The sequence below is a fragment of the Microvirga flocculans ATCC BAA-817 genome, assembly GCF_000518665.1.
In the GTDB taxonomy this organism is placed as follows: domain Bacteria; phylum Pseudomonadota; class Alphaproteobacteria; order Rhizobiales; family Beijerinckiaceae; genus Microvirga; species Microvirga flocculans.
Window position 1 is genome coordinate 162,338 of sequence record NZ_JAEA01000009.1, and the last position, 16,700, is coordinate 179,037.

The window sequence follows — 16,700 nt, forward strand, 5'->3', positions numbered from 1 at the left end:
CGGGGTGTTTCGTTTCAAGAGCCTTTCCGCATGAACCGTGTTCTGCTCGCGCGCCTCATCGATCTGATCGTCGTTCTCTTCGGCGTGTCGATCATCGTCTTCCTGATGATCCGGCTGATCCCCGGCGATGCGGTCGCGATCATGCTCGGCGCGAACACCGAGATTACGCCCGAGCGCATGGCGGAGCTCAACCGTCGCGTGGGTCTCGACCGTCCCATCGTCGAGCAATACCTGCTCTGGGCGGGTGCGGCCCTGCGCGGCGATTTCGGCACGTCGCTCTGGACCGGTCGTCCCGTCTCGACCGAGATCATCCTGCATCTGTGGCCGACGCTGGAGCTGACCTTCCTTGCGCTCCTCATCGGAGCCGTGCTGGCCGTGCCCGTCGGCTGCCTCATGGCCCAGACCCGCGGCGGCGCGGCCGACGTGGCGATGCGCGTGACGGCGATCGCGGGCCTGACGATTCCCTCCTTCTGGCTCGGCATCGTGCTCATCCTGCTCCTCTCCGCCTGGGCGCCCGGCTTCGCCTCGCTCGGATACGTGCCGTTCTCGGAAGATCCGGTGGGCAACCTCCAGCGGATGCTCCTGCCTGCGGTGGCGCTGGCGCTGCCGATCCTCGCCAACCTTTCGCGCCTCGTGCGCTCGGCCATGCTCGATGCGCTGGGCCAGGACTACATCCGCACCGCGCGCGCCAAGGGTCTCGCGGAGCGGACCGTCGTCTACAAGCACGCCCTGCGCAATGCGCTGATCCCGTTTCTCACCAGCGTCGGCATCATGACCGGCTATCTGCTCGGCGGCGCCATCGTGGTCGAGCAGGTCTTCGCCATTCCGGGTCTCGGCCGCCTCATCCTCGGAGCCATCGCCGAGCGCAACTATCCGCTGATCCAGGCCACGATCCTCGTGGTCACCGCGGGCTTCGTCGTCGTCAACTTCCTCGTCGACTTCCTCTACATCGTCGTCGATCCCCGCGTGAGGGCTTGAGCCATGTCGCGTCTGGCCAAGAACAAGCTTCTGACTTTCGCCATCGCCCTGGTGGCGATCCAACTCATTCTCGCCATCGGCGCGCCGCTCTTCGCGCCCTACGATCCCATGGCGCAGAGCGTCGCGCGGCGCCTGCGCGCGCCCTCCGCGCTGAACTGGTTCGGCACCGACCAGCTGGGCCGCGACGTGCTCACGCGCATTCTCTACGGATACCGCACATCCCTCATCGCCTGCCTCCTCGCCGTCGGCATCGCGCTTGTCGCGGGCGGAGCGCTCGGGCTCGTGGCCGCCTATTACTGCGGCTGGCTCGACCGCATCATCATGCGCGTCATGGATGTACTCTTCGCCTTTCCGGTGATGCTGCTCGCCATCGGCATCATCGCGGTGCTGGGGCCGCACACCTACAGCGCAGCGGCTGCCATCGCGGTAGTCTACACGCCGATCTTCGCAAGGCTCCTGCGCGGCCCTGCGCTCGTTCTGTGCGAGAGCGAGTACGTCGCGGGGGCGAAAGCCATCGGCGCATCGGATGCGCGCATCATCTTCCTGCACATCCTGCCGAACCTCGCTTCCGTGATCCTCGTCCAGACGAGCCTTCTCCTGTCCGCCGCCATCCTGGTCGAGGCCTCGCTCTCCTTCCTCGGGCTCGGCACCCAGCCGCCGACGCCGTCGCTCGGCCTGATGCTGTCGGAAGGCCGCAACTTCCTCATGCTCTCTCCCTGGAGCGCCGTCTTCGCGGGCTTTGCCATCCTCTTCCTGTCCTTCGGGTTCAACCTGCTCGGCGATGCGCTGCGCGATACCCTCGATCCGCGTCTCAGGGGGCAGCCGTGATCGTCCGCGCCGCCAGGGCCGGTGACATTCCGGCGCTGGCCGATATCGCCGAACGGTCATACCGCTCGGCCTTTGCCGGAATTCTGGAAGCGGACGTTCTTCGAGCCAAGCACGCGGCGTTCTTCGCGCAGCGCTTCGCCACCTCGTGGGAGCGTGTCCTGGTTGCGGCGCTGAACGATCGGCCGACAGGTTTCCTGCTCATGACGGACGGGCATATCGACATGCTGTTCATGGATCCCGGCGAGAGCGGCAGGGGCGGCGGCCCGCTTCTCTTGAATGAGGCGGAGCGGCGAGGAGCAAGAACGCTCGAATGCTTCCGCGACAACCATGCCGCCCGCCGCTTCTACGAGCGCCACGGCTGGCGCGTCGAGCGGGAATACGACCGCGACTTCGCAGGAAGGAGCCGCAGCTTCGTCTTCTACCGGAAGGGTTGATCCGCTCAGTCGCTGCTGCCGCCGATCCAGGTCTGCCGCACGTTCAGCGCGTCGTCGAGCAACACGAAATCGGCGCGGTATCCGGGCGCGATGCGTCCGCATTCGTGATCGAGCCTGAGGAAGCGCGCCGGAACGAGCGAGGCCATCCGCAGCACATCCGGCAGGGCAAGGCCGAGGCGATGGACGCTGTTGCGCACGGCGCTTGCCATGTCGAGGTCGGAGCCTGCCAGCGTCCCGTCCGCCGTGGCGAGCCTGCCCTCACGCCGGTAGATCGTGCGGCCGTGGAGCTCGAAGTCCGTCAGGTCCGTGCCGGTCACCGACATGGCGTCGGTCACGAGCATCATCCGCTCCGTCCCCTTGGCCGCGATCGCGATGCGCAGGGAGGCATCGTTCACATGATGTCCGTCGACGATGATCCCGCACCAGGTATCCCGGCTGTCGAGGGCAGCGCCCACGGGGCCGGGATCGCGGCCTACGAGCGGCGGCATCGCGTTGAAGAGATGCGTGAAGCCGCGCAGGCCATGCCGCGTGGCCTCGATGACGGTGTCGTAATCGCCAGCGGTGTGACCGGCGCAGACCAGGACGCCCGCGGAGGCAAGGCGCGCGATTGCGTCCATGCCGGTGCGCTCGGGAGCGAGGGTCACGAGCGTGCGGCCTTCCGTCAGCGATGTCATGATGGCGATGTCCTCATCCTCCAGCGGACGGATGAAGGATGCATCGTGCACGCCCTTGCGCTCGGGGCTGATGAAGGGGCCTTCCAGATGGATGCCGAGCACGCCGGGGACGCGGGCCGCCAAAGCCGCGCGCATGGCCTCGACCGCTTCCGCCATGGCCGCGCGGGTATCGGTGATGAAGGTCGGCAGAAGGCCCGTCGTGCCGTAGCGCCGGTGGGCCTCCGCGATTTTCCTCAGGCCCTCGACCGTGCGCACGTCGTTGTAGAGGACGCCGCCGCCGCCATTGACCTGCACGTCGATGAAGCCCGGCGCCAGGAGTCCTTCGATGGCATGGCGCCGGATTCCGGCGCTCAGATCCTTTTCGAGCGGCACGGCGGCAATGTGGCCGTTCTCGATCACGACGGCGCGGCCGTCGAGCATGTGCGATCCGTCGAACAGGCGGGCTCCGGTCAGCGCGATGGCCATCAGACGGTCTCCGTCACCTTGCGCAGGCGCGGCGGGTTGTCGGGGTTGCGTCCGCGCGCCAGAGCGATGGCGTTCACGAGGGGATAGAAGCTCTGGATCAGGGCGATGGGCGCGAGGTAGGGATGCACATTCTCGACGGACGGCAGCTTCACGGCGGCGGAACCTTCCGCCGCGCCGCCGACGACGACGGGAACGCCCTGCTCGTTCAGCTTCGTCACGAGATCGTTCACGCCGCTCAGGGTCTCGTCCCGCTGGCTGAGAACCAGGATGGGGAAGTGGTCGCCCGCCAGCGTCCAGGGGCCGTGCATCAGTTCGGCGGCGCTCATCGCCTCCGCGTGAATGCCCGATGTCTCCTTGAGCTTGAGCGCGGCCTCCTGCGCCACGGCGAAGCCCACGCCACGCCCGACGACGAAGAGGTTGTTCGCATCCGAGAGGAGGGGGAGCGCAGACGACCAGTCGGCTGCGGACGCCTTTGCGAGAACATCCGGCAGCGTGTCGAGCGCGGCGAGCAGCTCCTTGTCCTGCGACCAATGGGCGACGAGCTGCAATCCTGCGGCCAGCGCCGCGATGAAGGACTTCGTCGCGGCGACGCTCTTCTCCGGCCCCGCTTGCAGCGGCAGCACGACTTCGCAGGTGGAGGCGAGGGGGGACGTCGTGTCGTTGACGAGCGCGACGGTCAGCGCGCCGTCGTCGCGGCCGGCTTGCGCGAGGTTGAGGATGTCCGGGCTGCGGCCCGATTGGGACACGGCGATGAAGAGCGCATCGCGCATGCGCGGGCGCGCCTCGTAGACGGACGTAACCGAGGGGCCGACGGAAGCCGTCACGAGTCCGGAATGGATCTCGAGAAGATATTTGACGAAGGTCGCCGCGTTGTCGGAGCTGCCGCGGGCACAGGTCACGGCGAAGGGCGGCGGGGAAGCCCGCAGGCGCTCACCGAGATCCCGGCAGAGCGGCGCATTGTTCGCGAGGAGGCGCGCGACCACCTGGGGCGCTTCCTGCGCCTCGCGCAGCATGGCGGTGATGGTGGAGGGAGTATTCTTCAAATCAGACATTGTCATCGTGCATCCGTTCGGGCTGGCTGATCGTCAGCTCAGCCACGAAATCATAGGCATCGCCCCGGTAATAGGACGAGGTGAACTCGACCACTTCGCCCGTCGCGGTGAACGAGCGGCGTTCGATGTAAAGGGCCGGGCTCTGAGGCGCAACGCCGAGCAAGGAAGCCTGTTCCTCCGTCAGCAGCACCGCATGCAGCCGCTGAAGAGCCCGCGTGGGCATGAACCCTTTCTCGTGCAGAACCGCATAGAGCGATTGCCTGACGAGAGAGGGATCGGGCAGGACCCGCGAGGGAACCACGGCGTTCTCGATGGCCATGGGAATGCCGTTCGCCAGGCGCAGGCGGTTGACGCGGCTCACCAGATCGCCCGGCGAGAGGCCGAGCGCCATCAATTCGTCGGTCGAGGCCGGTCCCCGCGACTGGCTGAGCATCACCGCCGAGGATTTCAGGCCGCGGGCGGCCATGTCGTCGGTAAAGCTCGACAGGCGCGAGAGAGGCTGCTCCAGCCGCATGTGCGGCGCGATGAAGGTGCCCGAGCCCCAGCGCTGGACGAGAACGCCTTTCTGCACCAGGCCCGTGATGGCCTTGCGCACCGTGACGCGCGAAATGCCGAGCTGTTTGGCGAGGTCCCGTTCCCCCGGAAGGGCGGCATCGGCCTTGAGCGCACCCCGGCGCACCGCCTCCTCGATGGATTGCTGGAGCTGGAGGTAGAGCGGCGTGGGATTGGCTTCGTCCAGGGGAAGAAGCGCCAGAGCCTCGCTGGATGTCTCGCTCATGACTGTCTCCCTGACAGGGCCGTTCGGGCGAGAAGGATGGCGCCGTCGAGGGCATCCGCCATGGGAGACGTGATGGTCCGCTGCACCGGGGGAGGAAGCCAGGGCCTCAAGGGCTCCGCCAGTCCGCCGAACATACACAGGGCCGGGGCGCCGAGGTCGAGAAGGCGCGTGGCGATGGAACCGAGACCCGCGGCGGCTTCGGTGACGATGGCCATGCCCAGCGGATCGCGCCGCCCGGCATATTCCAGAACGAGCGGCGCATAGCGCCCGTAATCGCTCGGGCGGGCCTTGCCGACCCAGTCCACCAGGACTTCGAGATCGTTTCCGAACTCGGCCAGAACCGCATCCGAGAGCGGCGTTCCCGGAGCGCGGCCGTCATGCACCCAGACGCAGCGGCGCAGAAGCTCACGTCCGATCACGGCGCCGCTGCCGTCATCCGAAATCTCGTAACCCCAGCCGCCCACATAATGGCAGCGGCCGCTCACGCCGCCGTAGCCGCAGGAGCCCGTGCCGACGATGAGAATCGCTCCGTCGCCCCCGTTGAAGGCGCCGAGCCAGGCGGTGTGCGCATCCGTGTCGATGGCGAAGGATGCGAAGGGATGAGAACGCGCGAGCAGACGGTCGACGGCGCTGGTCTGCCCTGCGCCTGCGGCTCCCATGCCGGCGTGAATCCTGCCGAGGTCGCGCTCATGAAGTCCGGCCTGTGCGAGCGCCGCGCGGCAGGCGGTGAGAATCGAGCTCCATACCAGATCGGGGTCGAGCCTGATGTTGGACGGGCCGCCCGTTCCCTCGCCGAGCAGGTTGCCCTGCGCATCGCGCAGCCGGGCCCGGCACTTGGTGCCGCCGCCATCGATGCCGAGGAACAGGAGGTCAGTCATAAGGGCCAGGAACCTGGGTGCGATCTGTGAAACGGCACCATGCCACTTAATATCCAGTTGGGGAAGAGCTCGGGGCCGGGAATAGGCCTTCGCTGTGCAGAAAGCCCTGCGCGAGGCAATGCCGCCGGAGAGCGGAGAGAATGAAACGACAACAGGCGAATTCGGGGGGAAAAGGCGGGAAGGCGACAGCGTCGAGCGGTTTCGATACCAGTATGAGGTCACTTGGGGCCTGCGTCCTTGCAGGATTCCGATGCGCGGGAAAGGCTTGGAAGCGTATCGCCGTTACGTGTCCGAGACCGCGGCTGCGATCCGCGCAGCCAGGGATCCGCCCAGAATGCGCGAGGGCTCATCCGAGGCGACGACTTTTCCGTCGGCCACGAAAACCATCTGATCGGCCACGTCCGCCGCATCCTCCGGCGTGTGGATCGTCATGAGGATGGTCACGGGGCGTTTGCGGCGCATGCTGTCGACGAGCAGGATCATGTCGCGGCGCAAGCCGGGATCGAGGCTGCTGAAAGGCTCGTCGAGCAGGATGAGAGGGCGGCCCGAGACGAGCGCGCGGGCGAGAGCCACGCGCTGGCGCTGCCCGCCCGACATCTCGCCAGGCCTGCGCGCGCCGAAGCCCCGGAGGCCGACGGCATCCAGCGTTTCCTCGATCAAGATTGTCTCCTCGTCCGTCAGGCGCAGCGATGGGCGCAGGCCCAGCCCCACGTTCTGCGTGACGGTGAGATGGGGGAAGAGATTGTGGTCCTGAAAGACGATGGAGACCGGGCGCTTGGCGGGCTCCAGCGGAAGAAGGTCCTGGCCGTTGAACGTCAAGGTTCCGCTCTCCGGTTTCTCGAAACCGGCGATCATGTGGAGAAGGGTGGTCTTGCCGCCTCCGGACGGGCCGATGATGGCGCACAGGCGCCCCGCCTGAACCTTCAGCGAGTAATCGGCCACGAAGTCGGGCCAGGTGAGGCGGCAATGGTCAATCACCAGCATGGGACAAGCGACCTGAAACGCGAGCGAGGAGAAACGCGACGAGGAGAATGACGAGGCCGACGGCGGATGCCTCGTCGAGCCGGTAGGCTCCGAGGCGCTCATAGAGCAGATAGGGCAAGGTCACCAGTTCCGTGCCGCCGAAGAGAGCGATGATGCCGAAATCGCCGAAGGACAGGGCCATCGCCAAAGCGAAGCCTGCCGCGAGCGGCCGCTTGAGCGCGGGCCAGTCCATGATGGCGAGCTTCGCCAAGCCCGTGAGGCCGAGAGAGGCCGCGACACGGCCGTAACGTTCCTCCGTCGTGAGGAGGTGAGGCGCAATATAGCGATAGGCGAAGGGCACCGCCGCGAGCCCGTTGATGAGCGGCAGCAGCACGAATCCGGCTGTCGCCGGATCGCCGAATCGCTGGATCAGCAGGAAGAGACCGGCCGTCAGCGCAAAGGGCGGCACGGCCAGAAGCGTATCCGGCAGGAAATCGTAGAAGGCGGCAATGCGCGGCGAGCGCAGCACCAGCCGCTGCCGCCGCGCGGCGGAGGCGAGGGCAAGCGCGAGAAGGCAGGCCACCGTTGCGGCGGCCAGCGCGATGCCGATGCTCGTCGCAAAGGCCCGAAGGAGATCCCTATCGAGAATGCCGATCATGCTGCGCAGGCCCATCAGCACGCTCAAGGCGAGCGGCGCGATGAAGAGCGTTCCGGCACCGAGAATGACGGCGTCGAAAACCTTGAGGGTGCGGTCCTTCGCGTCGGGCCTGCGGATGAGGCTGCGGATCGTGTGGCCGGCCGGCGGCCGCGCGAAAGCCCAGTGCAGGAGCACCGTCATCGACAGGCAGATCGCGAGCTGGATCAGGGCGAGCCAGGCGACGCGGCCGAAATCGAGATCGATTTTGAGTGCCTCGTAGATCGCCACTTCGAGTGTAGAGCGGCTCGGCCCGCCGCCGAGCGCCAGCACGATGGCGAAGCTCTTGAAGCACATGAGAAAGACGAGACCCGCGATTCCGGCGAGTTCCGCGCGCAGCACCGGCCAGTCGAGATGACGGAAGACCTGGGCCGGCGTGAAGCCGAAGGCCATGGCGAGACGCCAGTGCTCGGCGGGAATCCGGGTCAGGCCGTCGAGCGTGATCCGCGCCACGAAGGGCGCGTTGAGAAAGACATGGGCGATGAGAATGCCCGGATAGCCGAAAACGCTGAAGCTCTCCCGCCATCCGAGGAAGGCGAGCAGCTCGGCGAGCCAGCCGCTCCGGCCGTAGACGGCGAAGACCGCGAAGACGGCCACGATGGTCGGCATCACCATCGTCGTGCTCAGAAGGGCCAGAACGATCTCCCGGCCCATGAAGCTGCGGCGCGCGAGGGCGAGGGCGAGGGCGACGCCCAGCGCGAGCGACAGAAGCGTCGAGAGCGCGGCCTGCGCAATGGAGAAAGCCAGCACGCGGCCGAGATAGGGGCTGATGGAGAAGAGCGAGGGCGCTCCTCCATCGAACGTGAGAAGAGCGATGAAGCCGCCCGCAACCAGAGCCAGGATGGCGAAGGCCACGAGGCTTCCGGGATGGGGCAGCTTCAATGTCGTCATGAGCGATCAGCGCGCCGTGGCGTTGAGCCAGGTATCGGTGAAGGCGCGCCGGTTCCGCTGAACCTCTTCAGGGCTGAAGAGGAGCGCCGTCCCCGGCTGGATCATGTCCTTGAAGATCGCGGGCGGGCCTGACGGCGGGTTCTTCGCGGGATACATCCAGTTGGTTTCGGGAATCGCCGTCTGGAAGGCGTCGCTGAGAATGAAGGCCATGAACTTCTTCGCGAGTTCGGGCTGCTTCGTCGTGCGGGTCATGCCCGCAAGCTCGACGTGAAGGTAATGCCCTTCCGTGAAAGCGGCGGCCTTGTAGTTGTCCTTCTTCTCCGCGACGATGTGATAGGCGGGAGACGTAGTGTACGACATCACCATGTCGGCTTCGCCCTTCAGGAAGAGGCCATAGGCTTCCGACCAGCCTTTGGTGAAGGTGACGATGCGGGGCTTGAGCTTGCTCCACGCCTCGCCCGCCTTGTCGCCATAGACCTTCTGCATCCAGAGCATGAGCCCGAGGCCCGGCGCGCTGGTGCGGGGATCCTGCAGAACGACCTTCGGGCCGTTGGGGTTGTCGACGAGTTCCTTCAGGCTCTTCGGTGGCTGCGGGAGCTTGTTGGAATCGTAGACGAATGCGTAATAGCCCCAGTCGAAGGGAATGAAGGTGTCGTCCTTCCAGGCGATGGGAAGCGAGAGATCCTTCACTTCAACGCCGTGCGGTGCGAAGAGGTTGAGGGCTCTCGCCTCCGCGACGAGGTTCATGTCGAGGCCGACGACCGCATCGGCCTTGGTGTTCTCGCCTTCCAGGCGCAGGCGGCCGAGCATGCTGCCAGCATCTTCCGCGGAAACCCAGTTGAGCTCGCAGCCGCAGACGGCCTCGAAACGTTCCTTCACCGGTTTGCCGGGGCCGTATTTCCCGGAGAACGAACTATAGGTGTAGACGGTCAGGGTCGGCTTCGTCTGGGCCTGGGCGAAGCCGCTGGCGAGCCCGAGCGAAACGAGGGTGAGAAGCAATCGGCGTAGCATCTTAAGGGCGCTCCCATGCATGAGGCAGGCCGGGTGGGCGGCGCAGATTGCACGGGGCACAGCTTGTCTGGCGATGTCGCATGCTCATTCCCTCCGCCGGCATGACCCGGATCAGGTTCGACGGGTCGGCGGCCTGACCGCCTCTCAGCCTCGGTTGAGGCCCCCCGTGAGACGCCTTGCTTCTAGAACAGTTCAGGGGCGGCTACAAGCCACCCCTGTCACGATCCCTTCCGGGCCGGATGGCCGGCACAGCCTTCAGCGGCCGCCGCCCTTGTCCTTTCCCGAGCCGTTCGCCAGCGCGGCGCGGCGCAGGGCATCGGCGAGCGCGCCGCCCGAAGAGGACGAAGAGGCCGGTTTCCTGTCCGCTTGGGCCCGGTGCTTCTGGAACGCCGCCCGGTTGTCGTCCTGCCGGCCGGAGGGGCGCTTTTCCGCCGGGTCGCTCATGCGCATGGTGAGCGAGATGCGCTTGCGGGGAATATCGACCTCGAGCACCTTCACCTTCACGATGTCGCCCGGCTTCACCACGCTGCGCGGATCCTTCACGAAGGTGTCGGCGAGCGCGGAGATATGCACGAGCCCGTCCTGGTGCACGCCGATATCCACGAAGGCCCCGAAAGCCGCCACATTGGTGACGACGCCCTCCAGCATCATGCCAGGCTTCAGGTCGCCGATCTTCTCCACGCCGTCCATGAAGGTGGCGGTCTTGAACTCGGGGCGCGGGTCGCGGCCGGGCTTCTCAAGTTCGCTCAGGATGTCCTTGACGGTCGGAATGCCGAACTTCTCGTCCGTGAAGCTCTTGGGGTCGAGCTTCTTCAGCACGCCGCCATTGCCGATCAGCACCTTGATGTCGCTCTTCGTGGCTTCGAGAATGCGGCGCACGACCGGATAGGCCTCCGGGTGCACGCCCGATGCGTCGAGCGGATCGTCCCCGTTCGGGATGCGCAGGAAGCCCGCCGCCTGTTCGAAGGTCTTCGGTCCGAGACCGGAGACGGCGGTGAGCGCCTTGCGTGTCCGGAACGGGCCGTTGGCATTGCGATGGGCGACGATGTTCTGCGCCACCCACTCGCCGAGGCCCGAGACACGCGCCAGCAGCGGAGCGGAGGCCGTGTTGAGATCGACGCCGACCGCGTTCACGCAATCCTCCACCACCGCGTCGAGGGAGCGGGAAAGCTTGTACTCCGCGAGATCGTGCTGGTACTGCCCGACGCCGATGGATTTCGGGTCGATCTTCACGAGTTCCGCCAGCGGGTCCTGCAGGCGGCGTGCGATGGAGACCGCCCCGCGCAGCGAGACGTCGAGGTCCGGCAGCTCCTGGCTCGCATAGGCCGAAGCGGAATAGACGGAAGCGCCCGCTTCCGAGACCATGATCTTGGTGAGCTTCAGGTCCGGGTGCTTCGAGACCAGCTCGCCCGCGAGCTTGTCGGTCTCGCGGGAGGCCGTGCCGTTGCCGATGGCGATGAGCTCGACTTTGTGGACGCGGCAGAGTCGCGCGAGCGTCGCGATGGATTCATCCCACTGGCGCTTCGGCTCGTGTGGATAGATGGTGTCCGTTGCAACGACCTTGCCGGTGGCGTCCACCACCGCCACCTTCACGCCGGTGCGGTAACCCGGATCGAGGCCGAGCGTCGGGCGCGTTCCCGCGGGAGCCGCCAGCAGCAGGTCGCGCAGGTTTCCGGCGAAGACCTTCACGGCCTCGTCCTCGGCGAGCTGCCAGAGTTTCATCTTCATGTCGAGTTCGATGGAGAAGCGCAACTTCGTCCGCCAGGCCCAGCGCACGGTCTCGAGAAGCCATTTGTCGGCCGCGCGGCCCCGATCGGCGATATGGAAGGCCAGCGCGATGCGGCCTTCGTAGCGACTGGCATAACCGGGCTCGGCGCTCTCCTTGTCCTCCTCCATGCGCAGATCGAGAATTTCCTCCTTCTCGCCGCGGAAGAGCGCGAGGATGCGATGGGAGGGGAGCTTCGGCAGCGGTTCGGCGAAGTCGAAATAGTCAGAGAATTTCGCGCCGTCATTCTGCTTGCCGTCACGTACCTTCGAAGTCAGGCTGCCGCGCTCCCAATAGATTTCGCGCAAGGCGCCGAGAAGTTCCGCATTCTCCGCGAAGCGCTCGACGAGAATCGAGCGGGCGCCTTCCAGCGCAGCCTCCGGCGTCGCCACTTCCTTCTCCGGATTCACGAAAGCGGCGGCGGCCTCCTTCGGCTCGCGGGTGGGTTCGCCCAGAAGCAGGTCCGCCAGCGGCTCGAGGCCCGCTTCCTTGGCGATCTGCGCCTTGGTGCGGCGCTTGGGCTTGTAGGGCAGGTAGAGGTCTTCGAGCCGCGCCTTGGTGTCGGCGGTGTTGATCTGCAGCGCCAGTTCGTCCGTGAGCTTGCCCTGCTCGCGGATGCTGTCGAGAATCGTCTTGCGCCGGTCCTCCAGCTCGCGCAGGTAGCGCAGGCGCTCCTCGAGGGTGCGCAGCTGGGCATCGTCGAGGGTTCCGGTGACTTCCTTGCGGTAGCGCGCGATGAAGGGAACGGTCGCGCCGCCGTCGAGCAATTCGACGGCTGCCTTGACCTGCCATTCCTGAACATTCAGTTCGTTCGCAATGCGCTGACCGATGGATAGCATGAAAATCTCCGGAAAAAGCCAATGCGCGGCTTCTACGGCGCGCAAAGCCCCCAGGTCAACGACCCGTCCACACCGCCGGGGTCGCAGTGCCGGTGCGGAAGGATCTTTTTCGCCGGAGGGTCTTGGCGCGGGAAGCCTTGGCGTATAGACCGTCCGGCCCTTCCCGCCCGTTCCCGAGGTCTCCATGCCCCCATCCCACGATTTTTCCATCGGCATCGATTTCGGGACCAGCAACACGGTCGTCGCCATTGCGGGCCCGGACGGGCATGTGGAAGCCCTGACCTTCGAGCATGGGGGTGAGCGCCTCAAGGTCTATGTGACCGCGCTCTGCTTCTGGGACGAGCGTCACGGCAACGGCTTGCGCACCGAGGTCGAGGGCGGTCCCTGGGCCATCGAGCAGTTCCTGGAAGGGCTCCATGCCCACCGGTTCATCCAGTCCTTCAAGACCTTCGCGGCGAGCCCGACCTTCAAGGAAACGCGCATTTTCCGGGAGCGCTACGGCTTCGAGGATCTTCTGAGCGCCTTTCTGCGCACCCTTGCACGCCATGGCGGTTCCCGCCTGGATTGGGGCGCCCGCAACGTGATCATCGGCCGGCCGGTCCAGTTCGCCGGCTACAACCCGGACGACGCGCTCGCCATGCAGCGCTACCGGGCGGCCTTCGGACGGCTCGGGGCGGAGCAGGCCCGCTACGTCTATGAGCCGGTAGGCGCGGCGTTCTTCTATGCGAAGCAGCTCGATCACGACGCCACCGTGCTCGTGGCGGATTTCGGCGGCGGCACCAGCGACTTCTCGGTCATGCGCTTCTCGAAGACCGGAGGCGTGCTGCGGGCCGAGCCCCTGGGGCATGCGGGCATCGGCCTGGCCGGGGACGCCTTCGACTACCGCATGGTCGACCGGGTCGTGTCGCCCCGCCTCGGCAAGGGCGGGCTCTACCGCTCGATGGGAAAGATCCTCTCGATCCCGAATCACTACTACGCCAACTTCGCCCGCTGGAACCAGCTGGCGATGATGAAGGGCAGCGGGGACCTGAAGGAGCTGCGGGAGCTGGCCCGCGCCGCTCTCGAACCCGAGCCGCTCGAACGCTTCATCGACATCATCGAATACGACCTGGGCTTTGCCCTCTACCGCGCCGTGTCCTCGGCGAAGGTGGCGCTATCGAGCCAGGAGGAGACGGATTTCCGCTTCCAGGGCGAGGGCGTGGACATTCAGGCGCGGATCACCCGCGCCGATTTCGAGAGCTGGATCGCAGAGGATGTGGAGAAGATCGCGGGCACGGTGGACGAGGCGCTCTCCAAGGCCGGCGTGAGGCCGGAGCAGATCGAGCGCGTCTTCCTCACCGGCGGCACGTCCTTCGTGCCCGCGATCCGCCGCCTGTTCGTGGAGCGATTCGGCGAGAGCCGCCTGATGTCCGCCGACCAGTTCGAATCGATCGCCTACGGGCTGGCCCTCATCGGCCAGACGGAGGAACCGGGCCGCTGGGCGGTCGCAGGCTGAAGGCGGTGCTTGACCGTTGATTGCGCTTGCGGGCGGGACGGAAAGGGTTTTACCTCGCAGTGCAACAAAAGCACCCGAGGCGGAAACCTCCCATGTCCCAGATCAATCCCGACGCGACCCCTGACAAGGATCTCCCGCTTCGCGACGACATCCGGCTCCTCGGACGCATCCTGGGCGACACGATCCGCGAGCAGGAGGGGGAGGCGGCTTTCGACATCGTGGAGCGCATCCGCCAGACCTCGATCCGCTTCCACCGGGACGAGGACGAAGGTGCGCGCCGCGAGCTCGAGACGATCCTGAACTCTCTTTCGCGCGGCCGCACGAACCAGATCATCCGCGCCTATACCTATTTCTCGCATCTGGCGAACATCGCCGAGGATCAGCACCATGTGCGGCGCTCGCGCGCCCATGCCATGGCCGGCGCTCACGCCATGACGGCCTCCGCGCCGCGGGAGGGAACGCTGGCGCGGGCTCTCAAGCTTGTGCAGGAGGCCGGCGTCAGTCAGGCCGCCCTGCAGGCTTTCTTTGCCTCCGCCCTGGTCTGCCCCGTCCTGACCGCGCATCCGACGGAAGTGCGCCGCAAGAGCACCATCGACCGCGAGATGGAAATCGCGCAGATTCTCGCGCAGCGCGACCGTCAGCACCTGACGCCCGAGGAGGAGAGCGCGTGCCAGGAGAGCCTTCGCCGCGCGATTCTGACCTTGTGGCAGACGAGCATCCTGCGGCGGACAAGGCTGAAAGTGATCGACGAGGTCAATAACGGCCTGTCCTATTACGACTACACCTTCTTCCAGGAACTACCCCGCGTGTATGCGTCGCTGGAGGATCAGCTCGCCGCCATGGATCCTGCCTGGGAGACGGTGGAGCTTCCCTCCTTCCTGCGCATGGGCAGCTGGATCGGCGGCGACCGCGACGGCAATCCCTTCGTCACGGCGGACGCGCTGCGCCAGGCCCTGCTGCTCCAGAGCAAGCACGCTCTCGGCTTCTACCTGGAGGAGCTGCATCGCCTGGGCGGCGAACTCTCTCTAGACGAGCGCTACGTGAACGTATCCGACGAGGTGCGGGATCTCGCCAGATCCTCGCCGGACTCATCGCCCCACCGCCAGGACGAGCCCTATCGCCGCGCCATCACGGGTCTCTATGCGCGGCTGGCCGCTACCGCCGCTTCCCTCGGCCATGAGGACGTGGCGCGTCACGCGGTGGGCGAGGCGCCGGCCTATGAGAATGTGGAGGATTTCGTCGGCGACCTGTCGAGCCTGCATCGCTCCCTGCGCGCGAACGGCTCCGGCGCTCTCGCGCGCGGCCGCCTGCGCAGGCTGCGCCGCGCCGTCGATGTGTTCGGCTTCCATCTGGCGAGCCTCGACATGCGCCAGAACTCCGACGTCCACCAGCGCGTCGTGACCGAGCTGTTCGAGAAGGCGATGCCCGGCACGGGTTACGAGAAGCTTTCGGAAGAGAGGCGCGTCGCCTTGCTTCTGGAGGAGCTCAGGACGCCGCGCCTTCTCACATCGCCCTATCTCGACTATTCGCCGGAAACCGCATCGGAACTCGCCATCGTTCACGAGGCCGCCGAGGCCCATCGTCGTTACGGCCGCGCCGCCGTGCCGAACTACGTGATCTCCAAGGCGAGCGATCCATCGGACATTCTGGAAGCTGCGCTGCTCCTGAAGGAAGCGGGGTTGTTGCGCCCGCGCGAGGGAGAGATGCATGTCAACATCGTCCCGCTCTTCGAGACCATCGCGGATCTCCGCCATTGCGGTAAAGTCATGGACGCGCTCTTTGCGCTGCCCGATTACGTGCGCCTTTTGCGCAGCCGCGGGCAGGCGCAGGAGGTCATGCTCGGCTATTCCGACAGCAACAAGGATGGCGGGTTTCTTACCTCCGGCTGGGAACTCTACAAGGCGGAAATCGCCCTGGTCGAGGTGTTCGCGCGTCACGGCGTCGGCTTGCGCCTCTTTCACGGCCGCGGCGGATCCGTGGGCCGGGGTGGCGGGCCGAGCTATCAGGCCATCCTGGCGCAGCCGGGCGGCGCCGTGCAGGGCGCCATCCGCATCACCGAGCAAGGCGAGGTGATCGCGGGCAAATATTCGAATCCCGATCTCGGCCGCCGCAATCTCGAAATTCTCGCGGCGGCGACGCTCGAGGCCTCTCTGCTGCATTCGGGCGAATCCGCGCCGCGCGAGGATTATCTGAGAGCCATGGAGGAGCTGTCCGAGAGCGCTTTCAAGGTCTATCGCGCCCTCGTCTACGAGACGGAAGGGTTCGAGCGCTATTTCTGGGAATCGACGGTGATCGGCGAGATCGCTCATCTCAACATCGGCAGCAGGCCGGCTTCGCGGACGAATTCGCGGAGGATCGAGGATCTGCGCGCCATCCCCTGGGTGTTCGGCTGGGCGCAGTGCCGTCTCATGCTGCCGGGATGGTACGGGTTCGGCTCCGCCGTCAACGCCTGGCTCGAAGCGCATCCGGAGAACGGACTGGCGTTGCTGCAGGAAATGTATCGCGAGTGGCCCTTCTTCCAGGCGCTTCTCTCCAACATGGACATGGTGCTCGCCAAGAGCAACATCGCGATCGCCTCGCGCTACGCGAAGCTCGTGGAGGATGAGGCCTTGCGCGATGCCATCTTCCCGCGCCTGCGGCGCGAGTGGGAAGATTCCATCAGGCATTTGCTCGCCATCATGCAGCAGCAGGCGCTGCTCGACGGGAATCCGCTCCTCGCCCGCTCCATCCGCAACCGCTTTCCCTATCTCGATCCACTGAACCATCTGCAGATCGAGCTGCTCAAGCGTCACCGTTCGGGCGACGCGGACGAGCAGGTGGTGCAGGGCATCCACCTGTCCATCAACGGCATCGCGGCGGGACTGCGCAACAGCGGGTAGAGGATAAGGTTGCGGAACCGCGCTTCGCCTATTCGGTTGAATCTGCGAAAGATGCGGCCCGGTCCGGGCTCATCAC

General features: G+C 66.2%; 13 protein-coding genes and 1 riboswitch. Of the genes, 5 read left to right on the forward strand and 8 right to left on the reverse strand.

All coding sequences use genetic code 11. From position 1 onward, the window contains the following. Nucleotides 1-30: 30 nt before the first annotated feature. From L879_RS0111880 to L879_RS22825, 3 genes are read left to right on the forward strand one after another with little or no spacing between them, the layout of a single operon-like run. Nucleotides 31-978, forward strand: coding sequence for an ABC transporter permease (locus L879_RS0111880; RefSeq protein ID WP_027316295.1), 948 nt, complete (start codon nt 31-33; stop codon nt 976-978). Between the two features lie 3 nt (nt 979-981). Next, on the forward strand, nt 982-1,806 hold the full coding sequence (locus L879_RS0111885; protein WP_027316296.1) for an ABC transporter permease: 825 nt from the start codon (nt 982-984) through the stop codon (nt 1,804-1,806). Continuing rightward, nucleotides 1,803-2,240 carry a GNAT family N-acetyltransferase gene (locus tag L879_RS22825; protein ID WP_051435263.1) on the forward strand — a complete coding sequence of 146 codons (438 nt, stop codon included), beginning with the start codon at nt 1,803-1,805 and terminating at the stop codon, nt 2,238-2,240. The genes L879_RS0111885 and L879_RS22825 overlap by 4 nt, the downstream gene beginning before the upstream one ends. A 5-nt stretch (nt 2,241-2,245) precedes the next feature. Here L879_RS22825 and nagA read toward each other — a convergent pair whose 3' ends face one another. The 8 genes from nagA to L879_RS0111930 form a co-directional block, all read right to left on the reverse strand. Next, nucleotides 2,246-3,379: an N-acetylglucosamine-6-phosphate deacetylase gene (nagA, locus tag L879_RS0111895; protein WP_027316297.1), complete on the reverse strand. Its 1,134-nt coding sequence runs from the start codon at nt 3,377-3,379 to the stop codon at nt 2,246-2,248. Continuing rightward, on the reverse strand, nt 3,379-4,431 hold the full coding sequence (locus tag L879_RS0111900) for an SIS domain-containing protein (protein WP_027316298.1): 1,053 nt from the start codon (nt 4,429-4,431) through the stop codon (nt 3,379-3,381). Before L879_RS0111900 ends, nagA begins: the two co-directional genes overlap by 1 nt. Next, a complete protein-coding gene (locus L879_RS0111905; protein ID WP_027316299.1) occupies nt 4,424-5,209 on the reverse strand; it encodes a GntR family transcriptional regulator in 786 nt (261 codons plus the stop codon). The genes L879_RS0111900 and L879_RS0111905 overlap by 8 nt, the downstream gene beginning before the upstream one ends. Further along, a complete protein-coding gene (locus L879_RS0111910; protein WP_027316300.1) occupies nt 5,206-6,087 on the reverse strand; it encodes a glucosamine kinase nucleotide-binding domain-containing protein in 882 nt (293 codons plus the stop codon). The genes L879_RS0111905 and L879_RS0111910 overlap by 4 nt, the downstream gene beginning before the upstream one ends. A gap of 282 nt (nt 6,088-6,369) precedes the next feature. Next, complete coding sequence (locus L879_RS0111915; protein WP_027316301.1) at nt 6,370-7,071, reverse strand: thiamine ABC transporter ATP-binding protein; 702 nt, start codon at nt 7,069-7,071, stop codon at nt 6,370-6,372. Further along, nucleotides 7,058-8,635 (reverse strand): ABC transporter permease subunit, encoded by a 1,578-nt coding sequence (locus L879_RS21480; protein ID WP_035459427.1) that lies wholly within the window; start codon nt 8,633-8,635, stop codon nt 7,058-7,060. Before L879_RS21480 ends, L879_RS0111915 begins: the two co-directional genes overlap by 14 nt. Before the next feature lie 6 nt (nt 8,636-8,641). Continuing rightward, the gene (thiB, locus tag L879_RS0111925; protein WP_027316302.1) at nt 8,642-9,646 is read right to left on the reverse strand and encodes a thiamine ABC transporter substrate binding subunit; all 1,005 of its coding nucleotides are present in this window, start codon (nt 9,644-9,646) and stop codon (nt 8,642-8,644) included. A gap of 70 nt (nt 9,647-9,716) precedes the next feature. After that, nucleotides 9,717-9,823, reverse strand: a riboswitch (TPP riboswitch). 78 nt (nt 9,824-9,901) lie between these two features. After that, on the reverse strand, nt 9,902-12,250 hold the full coding sequence (locus L879_RS0111930) for a Tex family protein (RefSeq protein ID WP_027316303.1): 2,349 nt from the start codon (nt 12,248-12,250) through the stop codon (nt 9,902-9,904). A 184-nt stretch (nt 12,251-12,434) separates the two neighbouring features. Between L879_RS0111930 and L879_RS0111935 the strand changes: the two genes are divergently transcribed. Both L879_RS0111935 and ppc read left to right on the forward strand, forming a co-directional pair. Further along, the gene (locus L879_RS0111935) at nt 12,435-13,745 is read left to right on the forward strand and encodes an Hsp70 family protein (RefSeq protein ID WP_027316304.1); all 1,311 of its coding nucleotides are present in this window, start codon (nt 12,435-12,437) and stop codon (nt 13,743-13,745) included. Between the two features lie 92 nt (nt 13,746-13,837). Beyond that, nucleotides 13,838-16,624 (forward strand): phosphoenolpyruvate carboxylase, encoded by a 2,787-nt coding sequence (gene ppc / locus L879_RS0111940; RefSeq protein ID WP_027316305.1) that lies wholly within the window; start codon nt 13,838-13,840, stop codon nt 16,622-16,624. Nucleotides 16,625-16,700: the final 76 nt, after the last annotated feature.

Coding starts and splice junctions, on each gene's coding strand:
- L879_RS0111880 (WP_027316295.1), top strand. CDS start 31: ATGAACCGTGTTCTGCTCGCGCGCCTCATCGATCTGATCGTCGTTCTC.
- L879_RS0111905 (WP_027316299.1), bottom strand. CDS start 5,209: ATGAGCGAGACATCCAGCGAGGCTCTGGCGCTTCTTCCCCTGGACGAA.
- L879_RS0111915 (WP_027316301.1), bottom strand. CDS start 7,071: ATGCTGGTGATTGACCATTGCCGCCTCACCTGGCCCGACTTCGTGGCC.
- nagA (WP_027316297.1), bottom strand. CDS start 3,379: ATGGCCATCGCGCTGACCGGAGCCCGCCTGTTCGACGGATCGCACATG.
- thiB (WP_027316302.1), bottom strand. CDS start 9,646: ATGCTACGCCGATTGCTTCTCACCCTCGTTTCGCTCGGGCTCGCCAGC.
- L879_RS0111930 (WP_027316303.1), bottom strand. CDS start 12,250: ATGCTATCCATCGGTCAGCGCATTGCGAACGAACTGAATGTTCAGGAA.
- L879_RS0111910 (WP_027316300.1), bottom strand. CDS start 6,087: ATGACTGACCTCCTGTTCCTCGGCATCGATGGCGGCGGCACCAAGTGC.
- L879_RS0111885 (WP_027316296.1), top strand. CDS start 982: ATGTCGCGTCTGGCCAAGAACAAGCTTCTGACTTTCGCCATCGCCCTG.
- L879_RS0111935 (WP_027316304.1), top strand. CDS start 12,435: ATGCCCCCATCCCACGATTTTTCCATCGGCATCGATTTCGGGACCAGC.
- L879_RS0111900 (WP_027316298.1), bottom strand. CDS start 4,431: ATGTCTGATTTGAAGAATACTCCCTCCACCATCACCGCCATGCTGCGC.
- L879_RS21480 (WP_035459427.1), bottom strand. CDS start 8,635: ATGACGACATTGAAGCTGCCCCATCCCGGAAGCCTCGTGGCCTTCGCC.
- ppc (WP_027316305.1), top strand. CDS start 13,838: ATGTCCCAGATCAATCCCGACGCGACCCCTGACAAGGATCTCCCGCTT.